The sequence below is a fragment of the Pantoea sp. YU22 genome (assembly GCF_003970755.1).
Taxonomy (GTDB): domain Bacteria; phylum Pseudomonadota; class Gammaproteobacteria; order Enterobacterales; family Enterobacteriaceae; genus Pantoea; species Pantoea piersonii.
On the sequence record NZ_RYDU01000011.1, the window covers coordinates 100,163 to 122,542 of the forward strand.

Consider the following 22,380-nt stretch of genomic DNA (forward strand, 5'->3'; position numbering starts at 1 on the left):
TGCTATCGGCGCGCGGGCAAAAAAAATGCCAGCCCGAAGGGCTGGCATTTCATGACGCATAAAGCCTGATTACATCGCTTTTTTGGTCAGCTCGATCACGCGCAGTTTAGCAATGGCTTTCGCCAGCTCCGCAGAGGCCTGAGCGTAGTCCACGTCGCCGTGGCTGCTGTTCATATGCTCTTCTGCTTTGCGTTTCGCTTCCAGCGCACGCGCTTCGTCCAGGTCGGTACCGCGGATAGCGGTATCGGCCAGAACGGTGGTGCTGCCCGGCTGCACTTCCAGCACGCCGCCAGAGAGGTAAATAAACTCCTCTTCGCCGTGCTGCTTCACGATACGGATCATTCCAGGCTTGATGGCAGTCAGCAGCGGCGCGTGGCCGGGGAAAATACCCAGCTCACCTTCGCTGCCTGACACCTGAATTTTCTGCACCAGGCCAGAGAACAGCTGTTTCTCTGCGCTGACGACGTCCAGGTGATAAGTCATAGCCATTTCTGTCCTCCCGGGAAACCGTTATTACAGTTTCTTCGCTTTTTCCACGGCTTCTTCGATAGCGCCGACCATGTAGAAAGCCTGCTCTGGCAGATGGTCGAACTCGCCGTCCATAATGCCTTTAAAGCCACGGATAGTTTCTTTCAGCGTAACGTATTTACCTGGCGAACCGGTGAAGACTTCCGCTACGAAGAACGGCTGAGACAGGAAGCGCTGAATCTTACGCGCGCGAGCCACCAGCAGTTTGTCGTCTTCAGACAGCTCGTCCATACCGAGGATGGCGATGATGTCTTTCAGTTCCTGGTAACGCTGCAGCAGAGACTGCACGCCGCGCGCAACGTCGTAGTGCTCCTGGCCAACAACCAGCGGATCCAGCTGACGGCTGGTGGAGTCCAGCGGGTCAACGGCCGGGTAGATACCCAGAGACGCGATCTGACGGCTCAGAGTAACGGTTGAGTCCAGGTGGGCGAAGGTGGTCGCCGGAGACGGGTCAGTCAAGTCATCCGCAGGAACGTAAACGGCCTGTACGGAGGTGATTGAACCGGTCTTGGTGGAGGTAATACGCTCCTGCAGCACACCCATCTCTTCAGCCAGGGTCGGCTGATAGCCTACCGCTGAAGGCATACGGCCCAGCAGTGCGGAAACTTCCGTACCGGCCAGGGTATAACGATAGATGTTGTCGATGAACAGCAGAACGTCGCGGCCTTCGTCACGGAATTTTTCCGCCATGGTCAGACCGGTCAGTGCAACGCGCAGACGGTTGCCCGGCGGCTCGTTCATCTGGCCATACACCAGCGCAACTTTGTCGATTACGTTGGAGTCGGTCATTTCATGATAGAAGTCGTTACCCTCACGAGTACGCTCGCCCACGCCGGCAAATACCGAATAACCTGAGTGCTCAGCCGCGATGTTACGGATCAGCTCCATCATGTTAACGGTTTTACCTACGCCCGCGCCGCCGAACAGGCCAACTTTACCGCCCTTGGCGAACGGACACATCAGGTCGATAACCTTGATGCCGGTTTCCAGCAGTTCCTGCGAGTTAGACTGATCTTCATAAGAAGGCGCCGCGCGGTGAATAGAGGAGATCTCTACAGCACTGCCGTCTTCTTCTTTGATGTCGCCTTTCATGTCGATCGGCTCGCCCAGCACGTTCATGATACGGCCGAGGGTGGCTTTACCCACCGGAACCTGGATCGGTTTTTTCAGGTCAGCAACTTCCAGACCGCGCTTCAGGCCGTCAGAAGAGCCCATGGCGATGGTACGCACCACGCCGCCGCCCAGCTGCTGCTGAACTTCCAGCACCAGACGAGCATCACCATTCTTAACCTCAAGGGCGTTGTACACTTGCGGTACCGCGTCCTGAGGGAATTCGACGTCAACTACGGCGCCGATAATCTGGACAATCTTTCCAGCTGCCATCTTGAATCCTCTACCTAATTCTTACCTGGTTAAACCGCGGAGGCTCCCGAGACGATCTCGGTGAGTTCCTGGGTGATGCTGGCCTGACGAGCTTTGTTGTATACCAACTGCAGCTCTTTGATCAGATTTCCGCCGTTATCGGTTGCGGCTTTCATCGCCACCATACGTGCGGCCTGCTCACTGGCCAGGTTTTCCACCACACCCTGATAAACCTGCGATTCGACATAACGACGCAGCAGGGTGTCCAGCAGCGCTTTCGGATCGGGCTCGTACAGGTAATCCCAGGTCTTCGCCTTCATCTCTTCTTCACCTTCCGCTGGCGGTAACGGCAGCAGTTGGGTAATGGTCGGAGTCTGAGACATGGTGTTATTGAATTTGTTGCTGACGACATAGAGCTTGTCGATACGCCCTTCATCGTAAGCCTGCAACATCACTTTTACCGGGCCGATCAGTTCGGACAGGGCAGGTTTATCGCCCATGCCGGTGACCTGAGCCACGACGTTGCCGCCTACGGAACCGAAGAACGCCACACCTTTGGAACCGATGATCGCCAGATCGCTCTGCGCGCCTTTATCGGACCAGGCCTTCATATCTGCCAGCAATTTTTTGAACAGGTTAATGTTCAAACCACCACAAAGCCCGCGGTCAGTCGAAACGACCAGGTAGCCGACGCGCTTAACGTCGCGCTCTTCCAGGTAAGGGTGCTTGTATTCCAGATTCCCTAACGCAAGGTGACCGATCACTTTGCGCATAGTCTCTGCATACGGACGGCTGGCCGCCATGCGTTCCTGCGTTTTACGCATTTTGGAGGCGGCGACCATTTCCATCGCTTTGGTGATCTTCTGCGTGTTTTTCACGCTTCCAATCTTGTTACGTATCTCTTTTGCGCCGGCCATTAGCTTCTCCTCAAAGCCTTGCGGCCTGTCTTTTCAGACAAGCCGCCAGACATTACCAGGACTGGGTTGCTTTAAACGTATCGAGCAGGCCTTTCAGCTTCGCTTCGATGTCGTTGTTGTAGTTACCAGTTTGGTTGATTTCCTGCATCAGCTCGGCGTGGTCGCGATCCGCGAACGCCAGCAGCGCAGCTTCGAAGCTCAGGATCTTCGCCAGTTCAACGTCGTTCAGGTAGCCGCGCTCAGCAGCAAACAGCACCAGACCCTGTTGCGCGACGGACATCGGCGCATACTGTTTCTGTTTCAGCAGCTCGGTCACTTTCTGACCGTGGCTCAGCTGTTTGCGGGTTGCGTCGTCCAGATCGGAAGCGAACTGCGAGAACGCCGCCAGTTCACGATACTGCGCCAGCGCGGTACGGATGCCGCCGGACAGTTTCTTGATGATCTTGGTCTGAGCAGCACCACCTACGCGCGATACGGAGATACCCGGGTTAACCGCCGGACGAATACCGGAGTTAAACAGGTTCGATTCCAGGAAGATCTGACCATCGGTAATCGAGATTACGTTGGTCGGAACGAACGCGGAGACGTCGCCCGCCTGGGTTTCGATAATCGGCAGCGCGGTCAGTGAACCGGTTTTACCTTTAACTTCGCCGTTGGTGAAACGCTCAACGTAGTCAGCGCTTACGCGTGACGCACGCTCCAGCAGACGGGAGTGGAGATAGAACACGTCGCCCGGGAATGCTTCACGGCCCGGTGGACGGCGCAGCAGCAGAGAGATCTGACGGTAAGCGACAGCCTGTTTAGACAGGTCATCGTATACGATCAGTGCATCTTCGCCGCGGTCGCGGAAGTATTCGCCCATGGCGCAGCCGGAGTAGGGCGCCAGGTACTGCAGTGCAGCAGATTCAGACGCAGAAGCCACGACCACGATGGTGTTAGACAGCGCACCGTGCTCTTCCAGCTTACGCACCACGTTAGCGATGGTAGAAGCTTTCTGACCAATTGCGACGTAGACGCATTTGATGCCGGAATCGCGCTGGTTGATGATAGCGTCGATCGCCAGCGCGGTTTTACCGGTCTGACGGTCGCCGATGATCAGCTCACGCTGGCCACGACCGATTGGAATCATCGCATCGACAGATTTGTAACCGGTCTGAACCGGCTCGTCGACTGACTGACGGTCGATAACGCCCGGTGCGATCACTTCAACCGGCGAGAAGCCGTCGTTGTCGATCGCGCCTTTGCCGTCGATTGGCGCACCCAGGGTGTTCACCACGCGGCCCAGCAGGCCACGACCGACCGGCACTTCCAGAATACGGCCAGTACACTTAACCTTCATGCCTTCGGCGAGGTCAGCATACGGACCCATTACCACGGCGCCGACAGAGTCGCGCTCGAGGTTCAGGGCGATAGCGTAACGGTTGCCCGGCAGGGCGATCATCTCACCCTGCATTACATCGGCCAGGCCGTGTACGCGGATGATACCGTCGCTAACAGAGACGATAGTACCTTCGTTGTGAGCTTCGCTCACGACATTGAACTGAGCAATGCGCTGCTTGATCAGTTCGCTGATTTCGGTGGAATTCAGTTGCATATGCTCCAGTCCCCTTAAGACTGCAAGGCGTCTGCCAGACGCTCAAGACGGCCGCGCACGCTGCCATCAATCACCAGATCACCCGCACGGATGATCACGCCTGCCATGACAGACTTATCAATTTTGCAATTCAGCTTAACTTTGCGTGACAGACGTTTTTCCATCGCGGCGCTGATTTTGGTCAGCTGGCTGTCACTCAGCGTACTGGCGGAAATCACATCAACTTCCGCCGTCGCCTCATAGGCGTCGCGCAGTTGAATGAACTGCTCCAGTACAGCCGGAAGCGCGGTCAAACGTCCGTTCTCAGCCATTACCTTAATCAGGTTCTGACCGTGTTCATCTAATTGATCGCCGCAGACGGCAATGAAAGAAGCCGATAACGCTTCCGGCGCCAGCGCGCCGGAGAGAAGATCGGCCATTTGCTCATTGCGTGCTACGGTCGCGGCAAACGCCAGCATATCTTGCCAGCGTTCAATACTTTGATGCTCAACAGCAAAGTCAAAAGCTGCTTTGGCGTAGGGGCGAGCTACAGTAATCAGTTCAGACATCAGCCCCTCCCTCCTTACAGTTCAGCGACCAGTTTATCAACGATGTCGCTGTTAGCAGCTTCATCCACGGAACGTTCGATGATCTTCTCGGCGCCAGCCATTGCCAGCAACGCGACTTGCTTACGCAGCTCTTCGCGGGCACGTTTACGCTCGGCGTCGATCTCTGCCTGCGCTTGCGCCACGATGCGGTTACGTTCGTTCTCAGCTTCAGTTTTCGCTTCGTCCAGAATCTGAGTACGGCGTTTGTTCGCCTGCTCGATAATGACCTGAGCTTCTTCCTTCGCTTTCTTCAGCTGGTCGGTCGCATTAGCCTGCGCGAGATCCAAATCTTTCTTCGCGCGTTCAGCAGAAGCAAGGCCTTCAGCAATTTCTTTCTGGCGCTTTTCGATGGCAGCCATAATCGGCGGCCATACGTACTTCATGCAGAACGCGACAAACAGGATGAACGCGATGGCCTGGCCGAGGATTGTTGCGTTAATGTTCACAGCACAATGCCTCTAAGTAAGTGAGTAACTTATCTGCCGTTATCTCAACGATAAGCGGCAGAACCGTTCATTCATGGCGCTCAAGGCCCTGAATGAACAAACAGCGACAGGCTTTAGGCGACAGCAAACATCACATAGAGACCCAGACCAACAGCGATCATCGGGATTGCATCCACCAGACCCATTACAACAAAGAACTGCGTACGCAGCAGAGGGATCAGATCCGGCTGGCGCGCGGCGCCTTCCAGGAATTTACCTCCGAGGATGCCGATACCGATCGCAGCACCGATTGCCGCCAGGCCCATCATCACAGCGGCAGCCATGTACAGCAGATCCATATTCAGGTTTTCCATGACAGTCTCCAGTTTGTTTCAGTTAAACGCTTAGTGTTGAGAAAAAAATCAATGTTCTTCAGATGCCATCGACAGATAGACAATCGTGAGGACCATGAAAATGAAAGCCTGCAACGAGATGATCAGGATGTGGAAAATGGCCCACGGCACATTCAGCACCCACTGCGACCACCACGGCAACAGACCGGCAATAAGGATAAAGATCAGCTCACCCGCATACATGTTGCCGAACAGTCGCAGACCGAGTGAAACCGGTTTAGACAGCAGGCTAACACCTTCAAGGATCAGGTTGATGGGGATGAAGATCGGGTGATTAAAAGGCTGCAGCGTCAGCTCTTTCGCGAAGCCGCCTACACCTTTCATTTTGATGCTGTAGAACAGAATCAAAATAAAGACGCCCAACGCCATAGACAGCGTGATGTTCACGTCTGCGGACGGCACGACGCGCAGCGCCGGCAGGCCCAGCCAGTGCTCGCCGATATACGGCAGCAGGTCGATAGGCAGCAGATCCATGAAGTTCATCAGAAAGACCCAGACGAAAATCGTCAGAGCCAGCGGGGCGATAAGTTTGCTTTTACCGTGGTACATGTCGCGCACGTTGCCATCAACGAAGCCGATTACCAGTTCGATAGCAGCCTGCATCTTCCCTGGCACGCCGCTGGTGACGCTTTTCGCCACTTTGCGGAACAACACCAGGAAGATGAATCCCAGCACCAGAGAGAAAAACATAGAATCGATATTTAATACCCAGAACGTCGCGGGAGCGTCGTGAGCATTCACTAACTCGAAGGTACGCAGGTCCAACTGAAGGTGCGTCAGATGGTGACCGATGTACTCTTGCGGAGTTTGAGTTTCTCCTGCAGCCATGATGCCTTTTACCCTTTGTTGTTAATTACCGCCGGTGCCAACATCTGAACCACCAGCACCGATAACCAGGTTATCCCAAGCGGCCAGAAAACCGCCCTGAAAACACCCAACGCCACAATGAGCAACACGATGGTTGCGATGACTTTGCCGATTTCGCCGAGGGCGAAACTCCACGCAACCCGTCCGGAAGCCGGGGATTGCCCTTGCAGGCGCCAGGCTAAAAACATGAACAACACGTTTGGCAGCCAGGCTGCCGCTCCGCCAGCAAGCGCAGAGACGCCCCAGGTGACATCTTTCAGGGCAAAGAGAGCGCCGATGATGACAACAGTCACCAGCTGGATTGCCAGCACGGTTCGGGCGAATTTTACACTGTAAAGAGACACTGACATGGCGCGGTTACTCTCCTGCCCCATAAGGGGTATGTCGCGTGTCGTATAAGACTGCCTTTACTCACTCGAGTCAAGCAGCAAAAGCCGTGCAAATTATACGGGCCGCACTTGCGATTTCAATCCGTAAGTAGCCAAAAGGTGAACAATTATTTAAATTTCTTTCCGAATGGCTATTTTTCCAAAGATTGGCAGGCGAAATTATGGTCCCGCGCAGCGCTAATTCGCCTTGAGCCTTGCTTTTAAAGCGTGCTTTAGATCACATTCCAAACACTGTTCCGCTATTCAAATTTGCCAACAAACAGTAACGACGCCTATTAATTCGCACATAATCTTTTGTAAATCAGAAACCTACTTTTTTTACCGTGTCGAGCCAGCGCTATTTTCGATAAAAACAGCGCATTGACATCCCAGAGTGAGGTAAAAACGTTAAATTGATATTACGTACGCGGAGTTATTACCCTGATATATTTTCCCACGTGATTATCTGCGCACGCTGCAGAACGGCATGACGTGATCTTCGTGATAAATAAATGTGAATTAATCGTTAAATGTAACAGAGATTTTCGGATAATTTCCGGCAGAGCTGTTAACGTTATTTCGCTGCCGTCACGATTAAAATTAAACGGCATCGCGGAATCAACTGCTTCTTTTTTGAACGGCAAAATCGTTAAGGCAAACGCGTGCGAATGCCTTAATCCCTCCACCTTTTAGGGCTATTCGCGTGCGATAACCACCAGGTGGCGTTCGCCGTCCAGCTCAGGCACCTTAAGTGCTTCAACAGAGACGAGACGGAAACCGGCTGGCAGGCTGGCGATCTCCTCATCGGGACGTACGCCTTTCAGTGCATAAAAGTGTCCCTGTGCGGAAGGCAGATGATGGCACCAGTTCACCATATCCTGCAGCGAGGCGAATGCGCGGCTGATAACGCCGTCAAACGGCGGCTCGGACGGAAACTCCTCTACCCTGCTCTGCACCGGCGTGATGTTAGTTAATCCCAGTTCGTGCTGCACCTGGCGCAGAAAGCGCACGCGCTTGCCCAGGCTGTCGAGCAGCGTAAAGTGCGCCTGCGGCAGCACAATCGCAAGCGGGATGCCTGGCAGGCCCGGTCCGGTGCCGACATCAATAAAGCGTTCGCCCTGCAGATGAGGGGCCACCACGATACTGTCGAGAATATGGCGCACCAACATCTGCTGCGGGTCGCGCACCGACGTCAGGTTGTAGGCTTTGTTCCACTTGTCCAGCAGGCCGACATAGGCGACCAGTTGCTCTTTTTGTTGATCGGAGAGAGAAATACCGGCTGCCTTAAGCAGCGAAGTGAGTTTTGTAATCACAGCATAAGTCCAGTCTGCGGGGGCGAGTGGCCTCGCCCCGTTTTTCAGGTCAGGCGCTTTTGCGCAGCAGCCCTTGTTTTTTCAGGTAAATCAACAAAATCGAAATTGCCGCTGGCGTAATGCCGGAGATGCGCGACGCCTGGCCGATCGAAGAAGGTTTATGATCGTTGAGCTTGGCAATCACTTCATTTGACAGGCCGCTGACCTGGCGATAATCCAGCTCGGCTGGCAACAGTGTATTTTCATTACGCTGCTGACGATCGATCTCTTCCTGCTGGCGCGCAATATAGCCTTCATACTTCACCTGGATCTCAACCTGCTCAGCCGCCTGCGCGTCAGGCAGCGTCGGGCCGAAGCTCGGCAGGGCGGTCAGTTGCGCGTAAGTGATTTCCGGGCGGCGTAACAGGTCTTCCCCGCTCGCCTCTTTGGTCAGCGCGGTACTGAGCAACGTATTCACTTCTTCAACGTTCTCTGACTTCGGATGGATCCAGAGATCGCGCAGACGCTGACGCTCCTGCTCAATAGCTTCCAGCTTCTGGTTGTAGCGCGCCCAGCGGGCATCGTCTACCAGACCCAGTTCGCGGCCGGTTTCGGTCAGACGGAGATCGGCGTTGTCTTCGCGCAGCATCAGACGATACTCGGCGCGTGAGGTGAACATGCGATAGGGCTCTTTGGTGCCGAGCGTGCAGAGGTCGTCCACCAGCACGCCGAGATAGGCCTGATCGCGACGCGGCGCCCAGCCCTCTTTGTCGGCGGAGTGACGTCCGGCGTTAAGACCGGCCAGCAGACCCTGCGCGGCAGCTTCTTCGTAACCGGTGGTGCCGTTGATCTGACCGGCGAAGAACAGCCCATGAATATATTTACTTTCCAGCGTCGGTTTCAGATCGCGCGGATCGAAGAAGTCATATTCGATCGCATAGCCTGGACGGACAATTTTCGCGTTTTCCAGACCCTTCATTGAGCGAACAATCTGCATCTGCACGTCGAACGGCAGGCTGGTAGAGATGCCGTTCGGGTAAATTTCATTGCTGGTCAGCCCTTCAGGCTCCAGGAAGATCTGGTGTGCATTACGATCGGCGAAGCGCATAACCTTGTCTTCGATCGACGGACAGTAACGCGGGCCGATCCCTTCGATGATCCCGGCATACATCGGGCTGCGATCGAGGTTATTGCGGATCACCTCATGGGTCTGTTCATTGGTATGGGTAATCCAGCAGGGGACCTGCTGCGGATGCTGCGACGCATTGCCCATGAACGAGAAGACCGGCATCGGGTTATCGCCATGCTGCGGGCTGAGCACCGAAAAATCGATGGTTCGCGCGTCAATGCGCGGCGGCGTGCCGGTTTTCAGACGGCTGACGCGCAAAGGCAAGGCGCGAAGACGCTTCGCCAGCGGAACGGAAGGCGGATCGCCAGCACGACCGCCGCTGTAGTTATCCAGTCCGATATGAATTTTGCCGTCGAGGAAGGTACCGACGGTGAGCACGACGGCTTTCGCACGGAATTTAAGGCCCATCTGGGTGACAGCCCCCACCACGCGATCGTTTTCGACGATAAGATCGTCGACCGCCTGCTGGAAGATCATCAGGTTGGGCTGGTTCTCCAGCGCGGTGCGTACCGCCTGGCGATACAGCACGCGATCCGCCTGCGCACGGGTAGCACGCACGGCCGGGCCTTTGCTGCTGTTTAGTATCCTAAACTGAATACCCGCTTTATCGATAGCCGTGGCCATCAGGCCGCCTAAGGCATCCACTTCCTTAACCAGATGTCCTTTTCCAATGCCACCGATCGCCGGGTTGCAGGACATTTGTCCAAGCGTATCAATGTTATGGGTGAGTAACAGAGTTTGCTGACCCATTCGGGCAGCGGCCATGGCGGCTTCTGTGCCCGCATGACCACCACCGATTACGATGACGTCAAAAGGATCTGGATAAAACATGAAGTGGTACCTCGTTGATGAACTGGCAGGGATCGTTGCCCTGGGCGGTGGATTCTACTGAAATTCCGCCGAGGGTGAAAGCGGCGGGATCTGCGGGTTTAAAAGAAAGGATCTTTATTCTGTATATGATCTTTCTGTTAGATCTCTTTATTAGGATCGCGCCTTTCTGTGGATAAGCCAAAAAAGCTAACCGTTATCAACCGGATAGAAAGGATCCTTTGCTGTGAATGATCGGTGATCCTGATCCGTATAAGCTGAGATCAAAATGCAGACTTATGCACAGCTCAGAAAAGCATCAGCAGTTGTTCTTTGGATAACTACCGGTTTTACGCAGCAATCAAGCCTAGTTATCCACAAATAAAGCGCCCGCGATCGTAAAAAAACAGGCGTTTTAACTGGGGATCCGGCGAAATACCCGATCCCCTGCGGCAAAAGATCCGCTCAGAGATGGGCGGTCCAGCCACTTAACCAGGCTTCTGCCGGATCTTCGGGGATCTCATGCTCCAGCACGTCAATTTCCAGTCTTTCGCCGATGCGTTGTGCACCGCGGGCGATCAAAAGCGCGTCCAGCGAGCGAATGGCGCCGCAGAACAGATCATATTCATGGTTGCCGAGGCCGATCGCGCCGAAGCGCAACGCCGACAAATCGGGCTGGGTTTCCGCAATAGCCTCATATAAAGGTTGCAGGTTGTCAGGCAATTCGCCTGCGCCGTGGGTAGAACTCACCACCAGCCAGATCCCCTGCTGCGGCAACTCGTCCAGCGCCGGGCCGTGCAGCAGCTGGGTGGAAAAACCCGCTTCCTGCAGCTTCTCTTCCAGATGTTCGGCCACATATTCGGCGCTGCCCAGCGTGCTGCCACTGATTAAAGTAATGTCGGCCATGATGCTCTCCCCGGAATAAAGGCGAGCATTGTACGCTGTGATCAAGTCGTGATCCACCTGTGGAAAACAGGGTTATCAGAAATGAAGATGCGAACGCAGCCGCTGGCGCAGGCGGCGTTCGTACGGGATAAGGTTATGCACAGGAAAAAAGGATCAGGGCTTGATGGTGCGCATGATCGGGTTTTGTAGCGAGATCAGCGTTTCGGTGGACTGGATTTCGTCGATGGTCTGGATCTTGTTGATCAGAACCTGCTGCAGCGCGTCGATAGATCGACACATGACCTTAATAAAAATGCTGTAATGGCCGGTGGTGTACCAGGCCTCGACCACTTCATCAAGCGCCTCCAGCTTGCTCAGCGCGGCTGGGTAGTCACGTGCGCTTTTCAGGATGATGCCGATAAAACAGCAGACATCAAACCCCAGCTGGCGCGGATCGATCTCCACGCGAGTGCCGAGAATAATGCCGGCCTGCTTCATCTTCTCCACGCGAACATGGATCGTGCCCGGACTGACGTTGAACTGTTTCGCCAGTTCGGCGTAAGCGGTGCGGGCATTGTCCAGCAGCGCATTCAGGATCCCGCGATCCAGGTTGTCCAGTTGCAGTGATTCGGCCATATCATCCTCATGTCAGCTCTTCTTCTTTGAACAGAGGAGAATGTGCAGCAAAAAGTGGCGTCAGGCAATCTCCGGCAGCGGCGTTTGCCGCTGCCGTTGGGTTTACCGCTTACGCCACAGCGTGACCTGAGCCAGCGAATGCTGATATTTGCGCGCGGTCTCGCGGATGACGAAAGGAATATCCTGCGGGGCGTCGATCGGCTCGAACTTCGCCGCCAGCAGCCGCTGCAGCGCCTGTAACGTCGTGAGCGCTTCGCCGTTTTCGCGGATGCCGCCCAGCCAGTTTTCTTTCGGCGTAAAAGCTTCCAGCCAGGTATAAGGAGAAGAGAGCAGCAGCAGACCGCCGGAACGTATCATCGGCGCGATATCCTGCAAAAAGCGCTGCGGCTGACGCAGACGATCGATAAGGTTGGCGGCCAGCACCAGATCGTACTGTGCAGGTTGCGGTTTCAGATTGCAGGCGTCGCCCTGAACAAACTGAATACGCTGCGCCTGGCCAGCGTCGAGACCCAGCTCTTTCAGACGTACCTGACGATATTCCACCAGTTCGCCCTCTTCCGGCACCACGTAACGAAAATCTTCGCCAGTGGCGAGCTGCAACGCCACATCAATAAAGCGCGCCGAATAATCCATCCCGATCACCTGTTCGAAATGGCGCGCCAGCTCGAAACTGGCGCGGCCGGTCGCACAGCCGATATCGAGCGCGCTGCCGCGCGCCTGACAATGGGGCAGCGCCAGCGCCACCAGCGATTCGGCATAGTTGTCGACGCCGAAATAGCGCGGACCGTACTGGAAGTCGAGATACTGCGACACCATGTCGTCGGTTTCGTAGGGATTAAGCGACATCGATTCCTGATGCGAGGAGACGACGTAGCGGAAGCCCGCATGCTGGAAAAAGTGGCGACGAAACGCATAGCGCGACGATTTCAGCGCTTCATTGCCGGTAGAGATCCAGCTGCCGCCTTTGATCAGCGAATGTTTCCCGTCGAACGTCGGCGTGGAAAAGTCATCATAGAGCGGATGAACGCGGAACCCTTCAAAGCCGTTAATCGGCGTGGTGGTCCACTGCCAGACATTGCCCACGATGTCAAAAAAGTCGCCCTGGGCGAAGCGGTCCACCGCGCAGGAGGAGGCCCAGTACGCCAGGTTAAGGTTGCCCGGCACCTGCTGCCACTCCGGCTGATCGCCTTCAACCTGTTCGCGCAGCTGCATCCACTCGGCCTCGCACGGCAGCTGGACAGGCGCGCCGGTCTGCTGCGCTTTCCAGCGGCAAAACGCGGCGGCCTCCAGCTGGTTTACTTCCGCTGGCCAGTCCCAGGGCATCGCCACCTCTTCGGTCATCAGGCGCAGCTTCAGCGCGTCGGGGTGCTTCACCTCGCCGAGCCAAAAGGTCGGCATCTGCGCATCGGTAAAGCTGCGCCAGCCCCAGCCTTCGTCGTCCCAGTACTGACGCTGCTGATAACCGCCCGCCGCGACAAACTCAAAGAACTCAGCATTGCTGACCAGCATTTTGCTCGCTTTAAAGGGCTGCAGTTCGATCGACTGACGGCCATATTCATTGTCCCAGCCGTAGGTATCGTCGCTTTTCCCCTGCGTGACGACGCCGCCAGGCATCGCGATCAGGCTATTGGCGGGCACTTTGTCGCGCGTATGGCGCGCCTCCTGACATACCGGCCACTGCGGCTGCGCTTGCACCCACTGGATGGGCAGCTGACGTATCAACACGCTGGAGGTTTCAAGATGGATGCGCTCATGTTCGATGCCCATCAGGATTACCCACGCCGGGCTTTCCCAGTCGATGGGCAACTCCAGCGGCATGGTCTGGATAAAGCGCGTTACCAGACTTTTCACCTTGTGGCGGTAGTCGCGCACCTCTTGCACGGTCGGCCAGGCGTAGTGGCTGTCGTCAAGATCGTCCCAGCTCATCTCATCCACGCCAATCGCCATCATCGCCTCAATGCGATCGTCGATGCGCGCGTCAATGTAGCGGCCCGCCATTAGCTTATTGATATAGAAAGAGGCGGTGTGACCGAAATAGAAGATTAAGGGGTGGCGCAGCGTAATGGCTTTCGTGAACCAGGCGCGATCGTCGGCGAGACAATTGAACAGGCTTTCATACAGTTCCCAGGTTTGCGTGTAGTAAGCCAGCAATTCAGCGCGTTTCTCTGCGACGCTGCTGCCGGAAAGGCGGACCGTACGGGTTGGCGCCGGTAGTAATTGTTGTTGCTGGAAGAGGGTCACAGTGAACTCCGTTAGCTGAATAAACACAGCGGGTAGCTCACTATAGCAAATAAGGATTTCTGCTCCGTGACTAACGGCGCCAGCGGCGCAGCAGGCGGCTTTTCATGCCGGTGTCGAAACGCCAGATATGATCGAAGATACGCAGGATGCCGGGTTTGCCGTGCGTCGACATTGCCACGGCGTGAAAGCGCTGCTGCTGTTGCTGCTGGCGCAGCTTAACAACATTAACGATTTCGTCCGGCAGGCGCTGAGCGATAAAATCGGAGACCACAACGGCGTCAGCGTCCTGCCACAGCGAGCCCTCCATGCGCTTGACCACGGCCGCCAGGCAGGCGGCGAGATCGGTGCCGCCGCGAAAACGCTGGCTGAGAAAGCGGATCGCCTGTTCCAGCCCGTCGTCGCCGGTGAGTTCGTAACCGATGACGTCGTGGGCGAACAGCATAATATAGCAGCGGCGACGGTCGGCCAGCGCCACCTTGAGTAAAGCAAGGCAGAATGCCTTAGCGCAGCGCTCATTGAAGCCGCCCATCGAACCTGAAGTATCAACGCAGACGATAAAAGGGCCGCGCGGCTGTTCTTCGTGCTGCTGGTGGCTGACCGGACGCAGCGTGACTTTTTCATGCCAGGCGTCGCCCTGTAGTTTGTAAGTCAGCAGGCGCTTTTCCACCAGGCGGCGATAAAACTCCAGCTCCAGCTCGCTGATGCTGATGGTCGCCAGCTCCGGCGGCAGCAGGCGCAGCACGTCGTCGCTCTGGTGAATGCCGCTTACCTCTTCCGGCACCGCGTCCGGTTCCCGCACCAACTGGTGAAACGCTTCCAGCGGCGCATCCTGCGAAGGCACCGATTTCGCCTCGCGGCTGCGGCCCAGCTGTTGCGCCAGCGCCAGCAGCTCCGGCTGCTGCGCCAGAAAGTCACCATACTCCAGCATCAGCTGATAATCGCCATGCTGCAGCGAGGCTTTGCTCATATCCCATAAGCGACCGGCTGCGGCCTCGTCGTTGTCGCTCAGCAAAGGCGCCAGCTGGCCGCTCAGCGCCATACGCTGCTGCAGCTCGGCCATTAGCCGCTCGCGCTGCTGCTCCAGCAGCTGTTCGTTAAGCGTCAGGGTTTGCAGCGTCAGGCTAAGACGCCAGCGCTGGAGAAACAGCGTATGCTGTGCGCCGCTCAGTTGATGCGCATCGGTATGCAGCAGCAGCCGGTGCGCCTCTTCAAGAAAGGGAGAGGGTAGCTGCGCCAGCTTGTCGAGTAACCCCGGCAGCTGCTGGCTGAAGTCGTGATGGCTGAGCAGCTGGGCGCGCTGAAACAGCTGAAACTCGGCAGCCAGCGTTTCCGGCACCGGCGTCGCTTTCAGCTCGGCGGTGATCTCCGCTTTCCAGCGCGGCACGTCGCGCATCATCGCCTGCTTCAGGCCGGGAAACTTTTCAAAAAAGATCGCCAGCTGCGGGGTGGCGAGCAGCGCGAGGATCAGATCCTCTATCAGTTCCGCTTCGCCAATGGAGAGCAGTTCGCTGAGCGTCTCCAGTGAGATCATTTACGCGCCTGTTTCAGCTGATCGGCGACATCCTGCAGGCTGGTTTCGATACGTGCCAGCCAGTCGTCGCTGATAAACAGGCAGCGCTGATGCTGGCTGAACTGGTGACGCTGCGCGCGCAACTGGGCATCCAGCTCGTCCAGCGCCTCGCTGATCTCTGCAGGCAGTTCGCTGTGCGACACGGCACCAGGCAGCGTCAGGCGCGCCGTTTGCAGGCTGACGTCGCGCAGCGCCAGACAATGCTGCGCATCCACCAGCAGATCGAGCGTCTGGGCGAAACCAATGCCGTTCAGCTTGCCGCGAATGTCGCCGCCTTTCAGCAACCACTGCTCCAGCGCGTCGCGGGCGATCACCACATGGGTTACCTGCATATCGTGCAGCGTCAGCGGCTGTTGCAGCATCAGGGTCAGTTGCGCGTCGGCCAGGCTGGCGGGAAGCTCATAGTGCGGCTTGCGGCTGAACATGCCGCTGTGTTTTTCCAGCGTGATCGCCTGCGCCACGCTCTGCTGCTGTTGCAGCACCAGACGCCGCGCCTTGAGCTGCTGCAGCTTAAGCAGCAGCGTCTGCTGTTGCCATGCCTGCTGGGTCATTAGCTGGTCAATGGCGCGCTCCAGCACCTGCATCGAGGTTACGTCATGCCACAGACAATCCTTTAACAGAACAAGGTCGACTGGCGCGATAGCGTTGCGGCCGCTGTAGAAAGCGCTCGCCTGCAGCAGATGAATCGCTTTTTTCCAGCGGCGATCGGAGATATAGGGCGCGTCGGGTAGCTTTTCCAGCTGCTGGCGTAGCTGATAGATCAATTCAAAAACATTATCCGGCAGGTTGACCTGGCTGATGCCCTGCTGCCACTGATAATACTCTTCGTCGCTGATGCGCAGCGATTCCGCGACAGGATTGGCGTTCTCATCTTGCTGGTGGGTCAGCATGCTGCGAAAGTTTTGCTTTTCATGCACGTTGTCGAGCCAGAGACGGATCAACATGCGGTCATATAGCGCTTCCAGTCCGCTGTCCGCTTCCGGCAGTTCGTTTGAGGCGGTGACCAGCAGGCGCATCGGAATTTTTTCCTCGCTGTCGCCATTACGAAAGCGTCGCTCGTTAATCGCGGTCAGCAGGGTATTGAGAATAGCGGGGCCCGCTTTCCAGATCTCATCCAGAAACACAATTTCCGCGTCAGGCAGATAGCCTTTCGTCAGTCGCTGATAGCGGCCTTCATCTTTTAACGCCTGAATCGACAGCGGGCCGAACACCTCTTCCGGCGTTGAGAAGCGCGTCATCAGATATTCAAATGCGCGGGCGTGTTGAAAAGCGTACTTTAAGCGGCGGGCGATCAGGCTCTTGGCGATGCCCGGCGGGCCAAGCAGAAAGACGCTTTCGCCGCTCAGCGCCGCCAGCAGGCAGAGGCGAATAGCGTCGTGTCGTTCGTACAGGCCCTTCTCCAGGGCATTGCTGAGACGAGAAATTCTTTCTGCCAAAAGATGGGGTTGAGCCATAATCACTTCATTGTCCTTCTGTTACTGCTGCCGTCGTATTATGGCAGGCGCGCTACTCTACTGATTATGATGCGTGAAAGCGTTGATTGCCGTCCGCTTTTTTGTGTCACAAAATTCAATCATCGCATAATGCCGCTGCGGCTTGTAATGTCGCGAGAAAAATCGCCAGCGTCGGCTGCAGTGATGAAGGAGCGAGATGGGTTTTTTGGGAAATACGTGCATACTGTGCGCTTTTTGACAGCAAGAGCGATGGGGTTTTGCGCCTCTCTGCTCCAACAAAAGATAACTCTATGAGCTCGGATAACAAGCAATCACTTAGTGCGTTAACGCTGGCCGCAATTGGCGTAGTGTATGGCGATATCGGCACCAGCCCGCTCTATACCCTGCGTGAATGCCTCTCCGGTCAGTTCGGTTTCGGCGTTGAGCGCGAAGCGGTTTTCGGCTTTCTGTCGCTGATTTTCTGGCTGCTGCTGCTGGTGGTGTCGCTGAAATATATCAGCTACGTCATGCGCGCGGATAACGCCGGCGAGGGCGGGATTTTAACCCTGATGTCGCTGGCGGGGCGCAATACCGGCGCGCGCGCGACGGCGGTACTGGTCATTATGGGCCTGATCGGCGGCAGCTTCTTTTATGGCGAAGTGGTGATTACGCCCGCCATCTCTGTAATGTCGGCGATAGAAGGGCTGGAGATCGCCGCGCCGTCGCTCGATCCTTTTATCGTTCCGCTCTCAATCGCGGTGCTGACGCTGTTGTTTCTGATCCAGAAGCACGGCACCGGCATCGTCGGCAAACTCTTCGCGCCGGTGATGCTGGTCTGGTTCCTGACGCTGGCGGTGCTGGGCGTGACCGGCATTATGAAGAACCCGGACGTGCTGCAGGCGCTTAACCCCCTCTACGCGGTAAACTTTTTCGTACACTACAAAACCATCTCCTTCTTTGCACTGGGCGCGGTGGTGCTGGCGATTACCGGCGTGGAAGCCCTCTATGCGGATATGGGGCACTTCGGCAAGCTGCCGATTCGCATCGCCTGGTTTATTGTGGTGCTGCCGTCGCTGGTGCTGAACTATTTTGGCCAGGGCGCGCTGCTGCTCAGCGATCCGAAAGCGATTAAAAACCCCTTCTTTCTGCTGGCGCCTGACTGGGCACTGATTCCGCTGCTGGTTCTGGCGACGCTGGCGACGGTCATCGCTTCGCAGGCCGTGATTTCCGGCGTCTTCTCGCTGACGCGTCAGGCGGTTCGCCTGGGCTATCTGCCGGGGATGCGCATTATTCATACCTCGGAGATGGAGTCGGGTCAGATTTATGTGCCGATGATTAACTGGGTGCTCTATTTTGCCGTGCTGATTGTGATTATCAGCTTTGAACACTCCAGCAACCTGGCGGCGGCTTACGGCATTGCTGTGACCGGCACCATGGTGCTGACGTCGATTCTTTCCTGCACCGTCGCCGTGAAAAACTGGCACTGGAACAAGCTGGCGGTCGGCCTGATCCTGACGCTGTTTCTCTGCATCGACGTGCCGCTCTTCTCCGCTAACCTGATTAAGCTCTTCTCCGGCGGCTGGCTGCCAATCTGCCTGGGTCTGGTCATGTTCCTGATTATGACCACCTGGAAGAGCGAGCGTTTCCGCCTGCTGCGCCGGATGCATGAACACGGCAACTCGCTGGAGGCGATGATCGCCTCGCTGGAGAAATCGCCGCCGGTGCGGGTGCCGGGCACCGCCGTCTATATGTCGCGCGCGCTGAACGTGATCCCTTTTGCGCTGTTGCATAACCTCAAGCACAACAAGGTGCTGCATGAGCGCGTGGTCTTTCTGACGCTGCGCACTGAAGATGCGCCTTACGTGCACAACGTGCGCCGCGTCGCCATAGAGCAGCTGTCGCCGACCTTCTGGCGCGTCGTGGCAAGCTATGGCTGGCGCGAAACGCCGAACGTGGAGGAAATTTTCCACCGTTGTGGTCTGGAAGGGCTTAACTGCCGGATGATGGAGACTTCGTTCTTTATGTCGCACGAGTCGCTGATTATGGGCAAACGTCCCTGGTATCTGCGTCTGCGCGGCAAACTCTTCCTGGCGCTGCAGCGCAACGCCCTGCGCGCGCCTGATCAGTTTGAGATCCCGCCGAACCGGGTTATTGAACTGGGCACCCAGGTCGAAATCTGATTTCTACCAGCGCAGGGCGACGCAGAGTCCGCCGCCCTGGCTCTGGCTGAAGCTGAGCTGCATAGCGTGCAGCTGCGCAACATTGCGCACAATCGACAATCCCAGCCCGCTGCCGCTTTTTTCCTGTCCCGGCGGCCGCCAGAAGCGTTCGCCCAGGCGCTGCATTTCCGCCTCGCTCAATCCCTTGCCGTTATCCTCAACGCGCAAGCTGCGGCTTTCCAGTATTACTCTGACCTCGCTGCCTTCAGGCGTATAGCAAATGGCGTTGTCCAGCAGGTTGCGTGCCAGCAGTGACAGCAACAGCGGATGGCCCTGAATCACGGGTTCGGCGCTGCTTTCCAGACGCAGCGCGACGCCGACGCGGTCAGCTTTCGGCAGCTGCTCGGCCAGCGCCTCCTGCAACAGACGCTGTAGATCGACAGGCTGGAACGCGTCGCGCGCGTCCTCTGCCTCGGCGCGCGACAGCGTCAGTAGCTGATCTACCAGCCGCGTGGCGCGCTTAATGCCGCTATCCAGCTGGCGTAAAGCGTGCAGACGCATTGCCTCGTCGTCAGCGGCAAGTTGCACCACTTCGCTCTGTACGCGCAGCGCCGCCAGCGGGCTGCGTAATTCATGGGCGGCGTCGGAGGTAAACCGGCGCTCGCGCTGAACCATTGCGCTGATACGGCTGAACAGGCCATTCAGCGCTTCTGTCAGCGGTTTGACCTCCAGCGGCACCCGGCCAGCATCCAGCGGCCTGTCATCGTCCGGCGCGCGCTGCGCCAGCAATTTTGTGATGCGCTTGAGCGGACGTAGCTCTCGCCATACCAGCACGAGCAGCAACAACAGCATCAGCGGCAGCGCGATTAGCCAGGGCAGGATGCTGCTTTTCACCAGCGTTTCCGCCATGTCGTCACGGTACTCCCACTCCTGGCCTACCACGATTCGGTGTTGTCCATCCGGCGTCGTCAGCCAGACAAAACGCCAGGCGTCGTCGTCATCGGTGAGTTGTCCGTCGTGGAATCCCTGCGCGTCAGCGTCGAACGGCAGCATTCTGCCGTTTTCGCCGTCGTTCAGTACCGGTTTGCCGTCGCGGGTAAAAATCGCGAAGGCGAGGGCGTCGTCATCCTGATTGCCGCGATGCTGGCGCAGCAGCACCTTATTCTTCGGCAACGCGGCGCTGTCGGGCGCGGCAAGGTCAAGCGCCATCAGCCGCTTAGCGAACAGCAGCTGTTGCGTATCGAACAGCTCGTTGATGGTGGCGCGCGTCTGTAGCCAGACGCTCAGGCTGGCGCTGCCCCAGCAGAGGCCGAGCAGCAAGACAAAGCCGATGCCGAGCCGGAGAAACAGGCTCATTCCGCTTCTCCCAGAATATAACCGACGCCGTGTACGGTGCGGATAAAGGCGGTGCCGAGCTTTTTACGCAGGTGGTGAATATGCACTTCAACCGCGTTGCTGGAGACGTCGGCGTCCCAGCTGTAGAGCTTCTCCTCAAGCTGGCTGCGCGTCAGCACGCGGCCAGGATTGCGCAGGAAGAGTTCCAGCAGCGTCAGCTCGCGGCTCGTTAAGGTCAGAGGTTCGCCATCCAGCGTAACGCTGTGGCTTGCGGGCTGCATAACCAGCGTGCCGTGGCGCAGTTCTGGCTGTAGCTGGCCGTGACGGCGACGGATCAATGCCTGCAGCCGCGCCGCCACTTCGGCCAGCGCGAAGGGTTTACAAAGGTAATCGTCAGCGCCGAGCTGCAGACCTTCGACACGCTGATCGAGGGCGTCGCGTGCGGTCAGGATCAGCACCGGCACCTCCGCGCCCTGCTGTCGCCAGGCGCGCAGGATATCCAGTCCATCGCGCTGCGGCAGCGATAAGTCGAGGATTACTGCGTCCCAGGGCGCGGCATGGAGCGCGGCGAACCCTTCGTCGCCGGAGACAAACCAGTCAACGCTGAAGCCCAGCTTGCCCAGTCCGGCCTTGATGCCGTCACCAATCAGCCGATCATCCTCAATCAGTAAAATGCGCATAATCTCTCCTTAATCCGCAAAGGCTTTATACGAAGCAGAACGGCGCTTGTACAGGCGATATCGCGACTTTTCGCCTTTTTTTGCCCCTTAAGATCCTGTTAAGAACTGGCTGTTTTAATAAGGGCGTACACAAGAGACATTCATGGAAAAGAGGTGAAAAGATGAAAAAGCATGCCGCACTTTTAGCTATCCTGGCGCTGGCTACCGCGCCGGTTTTTGCCGCCGCGCAGGGCGGATTCGTCGATGCGAATGCGCCTGCAGCCCAGGCGAAACAGGGAGGTTTTCAAAACGATCAGGGCAGCGTGGTGACCGTTAAGCAGGCGGAAGAGATGAAAGATGACAGCTGGATCACCGTACGCGGCCAGTTGGAGAAGCAGATCGGCGATGAAGATTATCTGTTCCGCGACGCTACCGGCACCATGAAAGTAGAGATCGACCACAAGCGCTGGGATGGTCTGACTATTACGCCGAAAGACCGCGTTGAGCTGACGGGCGAGCTGGACAAAGATTTCAACAGCATTGAACTTGACGTCAAACGGGTACGCAAAGCGCCCTGATACTTTCCACACAGGGCCGTTTCAGCGGCCCTTTTTTCCGCCTAAGCCAAATTCTCGTCAGCGCGCGCGAAACGTTTCGATGACGATCACACTTCTCGATCTCCCTCGTTGAGTTACTGCCGCCATTTCATACACTGCCGCTAGCGAAACGTTTCGCTCTGGAGCAAAAAATGAAAAAAGGTCGCCTGTTAAACGCTGAACTCTCTTACGTGATTGCCCGCCTGGGCCATACGGATACGCTGACTATCGCCGATGCCGGTTTACCGATCCCGGCGGGACCGCAGCGTATTGATCTGGCGCTTACGCCGGGTACGCCCGATTTTATGCAGGTGGTGGAAGCCGTCACGCTGGAGATGCAGGTGGAAAGCGCCCTGATGGCGGAAGAGATCAAGCAGCACAATCCGCAGCTCCATAGTGAACTTCTCGCCGTGCTCGAAGCCTTGCAACAGCACCAGGGAAACAGCATTGCAGTGCATTACATCAGTCACGAACAGTTCAAACAACAGACTCAACGCAGTCAGGCGGTCATTCGCAGCGGAGAGTGCTCTCCGTTTGCGAATGTCATCCTGAGCGCTGGCGTCACCTTCTGAGGCCG

At 56.8% G+C, this 22,380-nt stretch carries 21 protein-coding genes; 3 read left to right on the forward strand and 18 right to left on the reverse strand.

Annotated elements, in window-relative coordinates; all coding sequences use genetic code 11:
- Window positions 1-69: 69 nt before the first annotated feature.
- The 16 genes from EKL29_RS15625 to ravA form a co-directional block, all read right to left on the reverse strand.
- Complete coding sequence (locus EKL29_RS15625; RefSeq protein WP_033755408.1) at window positions 70-489, reverse strand: F0F1 ATP synthase subunit epsilon; 420 nt, start codon at window positions 487-489, stop codon at window positions 70-72.
- A gap of 24 nt (window positions 490-513) precedes the next feature.
- Entirely contained in the window at window positions 514-1,911 is a 1,398-nt protein-coding gene (atpD, locus tag EKL29_RS15630; RefSeq protein ID WP_120457699.1) for a F0F1 ATP synthase subunit beta, read from the reverse strand.
- A gap of 29 nt (window positions 1,912-1,940) precedes the next feature.
- Entirely contained in the window at window positions 1,941-2,807 is an 867-nt protein-coding gene (atpG, locus tag EKL29_RS15635; RefSeq protein WP_120457697.1) for a F0F1 ATP synthase subunit gamma, read from the reverse strand.
- 52 nt (window positions 2,808-2,859) lie between these two features.
- A complete protein-coding gene (gene atpA / locus EKL29_RS15640; RefSeq protein ID WP_120457695.1) occupies window positions 2,860-4,401 on the reverse strand; it encodes a F0F1 ATP synthase subunit alpha in 1,542 nt (513 codons plus the stop codon).
- 14 nt (window positions 4,402-4,415) lie between these two features.
- Window positions 4,416-4,949: a F0F1 ATP synthase subunit delta gene (gene atpH, locus EKL29_RS15645; RefSeq protein WP_120457693.1), complete on the reverse strand. Its 534-nt coding sequence runs from the start codon at window positions 4,947-4,949 to the stop codon at window positions 4,416-4,418.
- 14 nt (window positions 4,950-4,963) lie between these two features.
- Window positions 4,964-5,434 (reverse strand): F0F1 ATP synthase subunit B, encoded by a 471-nt coding sequence (atpF, locus tag EKL29_RS15650; protein WP_081140530.1) that lies wholly within the window; start codon window positions 5,432-5,434, stop codon window positions 4,964-4,966.
- Between the two features lie 113 nt (window positions 5,435-5,547).
- On the reverse strand, window positions 5,548-5,787 hold the full coding sequence (gene atpE / locus EKL29_RS15655; protein WP_003849523.1) for a F0F1 ATP synthase subunit C: 240 nt from the start codon (window positions 5,785-5,787) through the stop codon (window positions 5,548-5,550).
- Between the two features lie 48 nt (window positions 5,788-5,835).
- Window positions 5,836-6,654 carry a F0F1 ATP synthase subunit A gene (atpB, locus tag EKL29_RS15660; RefSeq protein ID WP_120457691.1) on the reverse strand — a complete coding sequence of 273 codons (819 nt, stop codon included), beginning with the start codon at window positions 6,652-6,654 and terminating at the stop codon, window positions 5,836-5,838.
- An 8-nt stretch (window positions 6,655-6,662) separates the two neighbouring features.
- On the reverse strand, window positions 6,663-7,043 hold the full coding sequence (gene atpI, locus EKL29_RS15665; protein ID WP_120457847.1) for a F0F1 ATP synthase subunit I: 381 nt from the start codon (window positions 7,041-7,043) through the stop codon (window positions 6,663-6,665).
- Between the two features lie 713 nt (window positions 7,044-7,756).
- Entirely contained in the window at window positions 7,757-8,374 is a 618-nt protein-coding gene (gene rsmG / locus EKL29_RS15670) for a 16S rRNA (guanine(527)-N(7))-methyltransferase RsmG (RefSeq protein ID WP_120457689.1), read from the reverse strand.
- Between the two features lie 49 nt (window positions 8,375-8,423).
- A complete protein-coding gene (gene mnmG / locus EKL29_RS15675) occupies window positions 8,424-10,313 on the reverse strand; it encodes a tRNA uridine-5-carboxymethylaminomethyl(34) synthesis enzyme MnmG (RefSeq protein WP_126690143.1) in 1,890 nt (629 codons plus the stop codon).
- A 441-nt stretch (window positions 10,314-10,754) separates the two neighbouring features.
- A complete protein-coding gene (gene mioC, locus EKL29_RS15680) occupies window positions 10,755-11,195 on the reverse strand; it encodes an FMN-binding protein MioC (protein ID WP_126690144.1) in 441 nt (146 codons plus the stop codon).
- 153 nt (window positions 11,196-11,348) lie between these two features.
- A complete protein-coding gene (gene asnC / locus EKL29_RS15685; protein ID WP_033755376.1) occupies window positions 11,349-11,810 on the reverse strand; it encodes a transcriptional regulator AsnC in 462 nt (153 codons plus the stop codon).
- A gap of 102 nt (window positions 11,811-11,912) precedes the next feature.
- Entirely contained in the window at window positions 11,913-14,051 is a 2,139-nt protein-coding gene (gene ovoA, locus EKL29_RS15690; RefSeq protein ID WP_126690145.1) for a 5-histidylcysteine sulfoxide synthase, read from the reverse strand.
- Window positions 14,052-14,121: 70 nt separating this feature from the next.
- Entirely contained in the window at window positions 14,122-15,582 is a 1,461-nt protein-coding gene (gene viaA / locus EKL29_RS15695; RefSeq protein WP_126690146.1) for an ATPase RavA stimulator ViaA, read from the reverse strand.
- Entirely contained in the window at window positions 15,579-17,075 is a 1,497-nt protein-coding gene (gene ravA, locus EKL29_RS15700) for an ATPase RavA (protein WP_120457679.1), read from the reverse strand. The genes viaA and ravA overlap by 4 nt, the downstream gene beginning before the upstream one ends.
- A 290-nt stretch (window positions 17,076-17,365) precedes the next feature.
- Here ravA and kup point away from each other — a divergent pair, with 290 nt between their 5' ends.
- Window positions 17,366-19,234 (forward strand): low affinity potassium transporter Kup, encoded by a 1,869-nt coding sequence (kup, locus tag EKL29_RS15705; protein ID WP_120457677.1) that lies wholly within the window; start codon window positions 17,366-17,368, stop codon window positions 19,232-19,234.
- A 3-nt stretch (window positions 19,235-19,237) separates the two neighbouring features.
- On the opposite strand, the gene qseC is transcribed toward kup, so the two are convergent.
- The gene (gene qseC, locus EKL29_RS15710) at window positions 19,238-20,569 is read right to left on the reverse strand and encodes a quorum sensing histidine kinase QseC (protein WP_126690147.1); all 1,332 of its coding nucleotides are present in this window, start codon (window positions 20,567-20,569) and stop codon (window positions 19,238-19,240) included.
- Window positions 20,566-21,228, reverse strand: coding sequence for a quorum sensing response regulator transcription factor QseB (qseB, locus tag EKL29_RS15715; RefSeq protein ID WP_126690148.1), 663 nt, complete (start codon window positions 21,226-21,228; stop codon window positions 20,566-20,568). The genes qseC and qseB overlap by 4 nt, the downstream gene beginning before the upstream one ends.
- A 161-nt stretch (window positions 21,229-21,389) precedes the next feature.
- Here qseB and EKL29_RS15720 point away from each other — a divergent pair, with 161 nt between their 5' ends.
- Window positions 21,390-21,785 (forward strand): YgiW/YdeI family stress tolerance OB fold protein, encoded by a 396-nt coding sequence (locus EKL29_RS15720; protein ID WP_126690149.1) that lies wholly within the window; start codon window positions 21,390-21,392, stop codon window positions 21,783-21,785.
- Between the two features lie 170 nt (window positions 21,786-21,955).
- The gene (gene rbsD, locus EKL29_RS15725; protein ID WP_120457671.1) at window positions 21,956-22,375 is read left to right on the forward strand and encodes a D-ribose pyranase; all 420 of its coding nucleotides are present in this window, start codon (window positions 21,956-21,958) and stop codon (window positions 22,373-22,375) included.
- The last annotated feature ends 5 nt before the right edge of the window (window positions 22,376-22,380 follow it).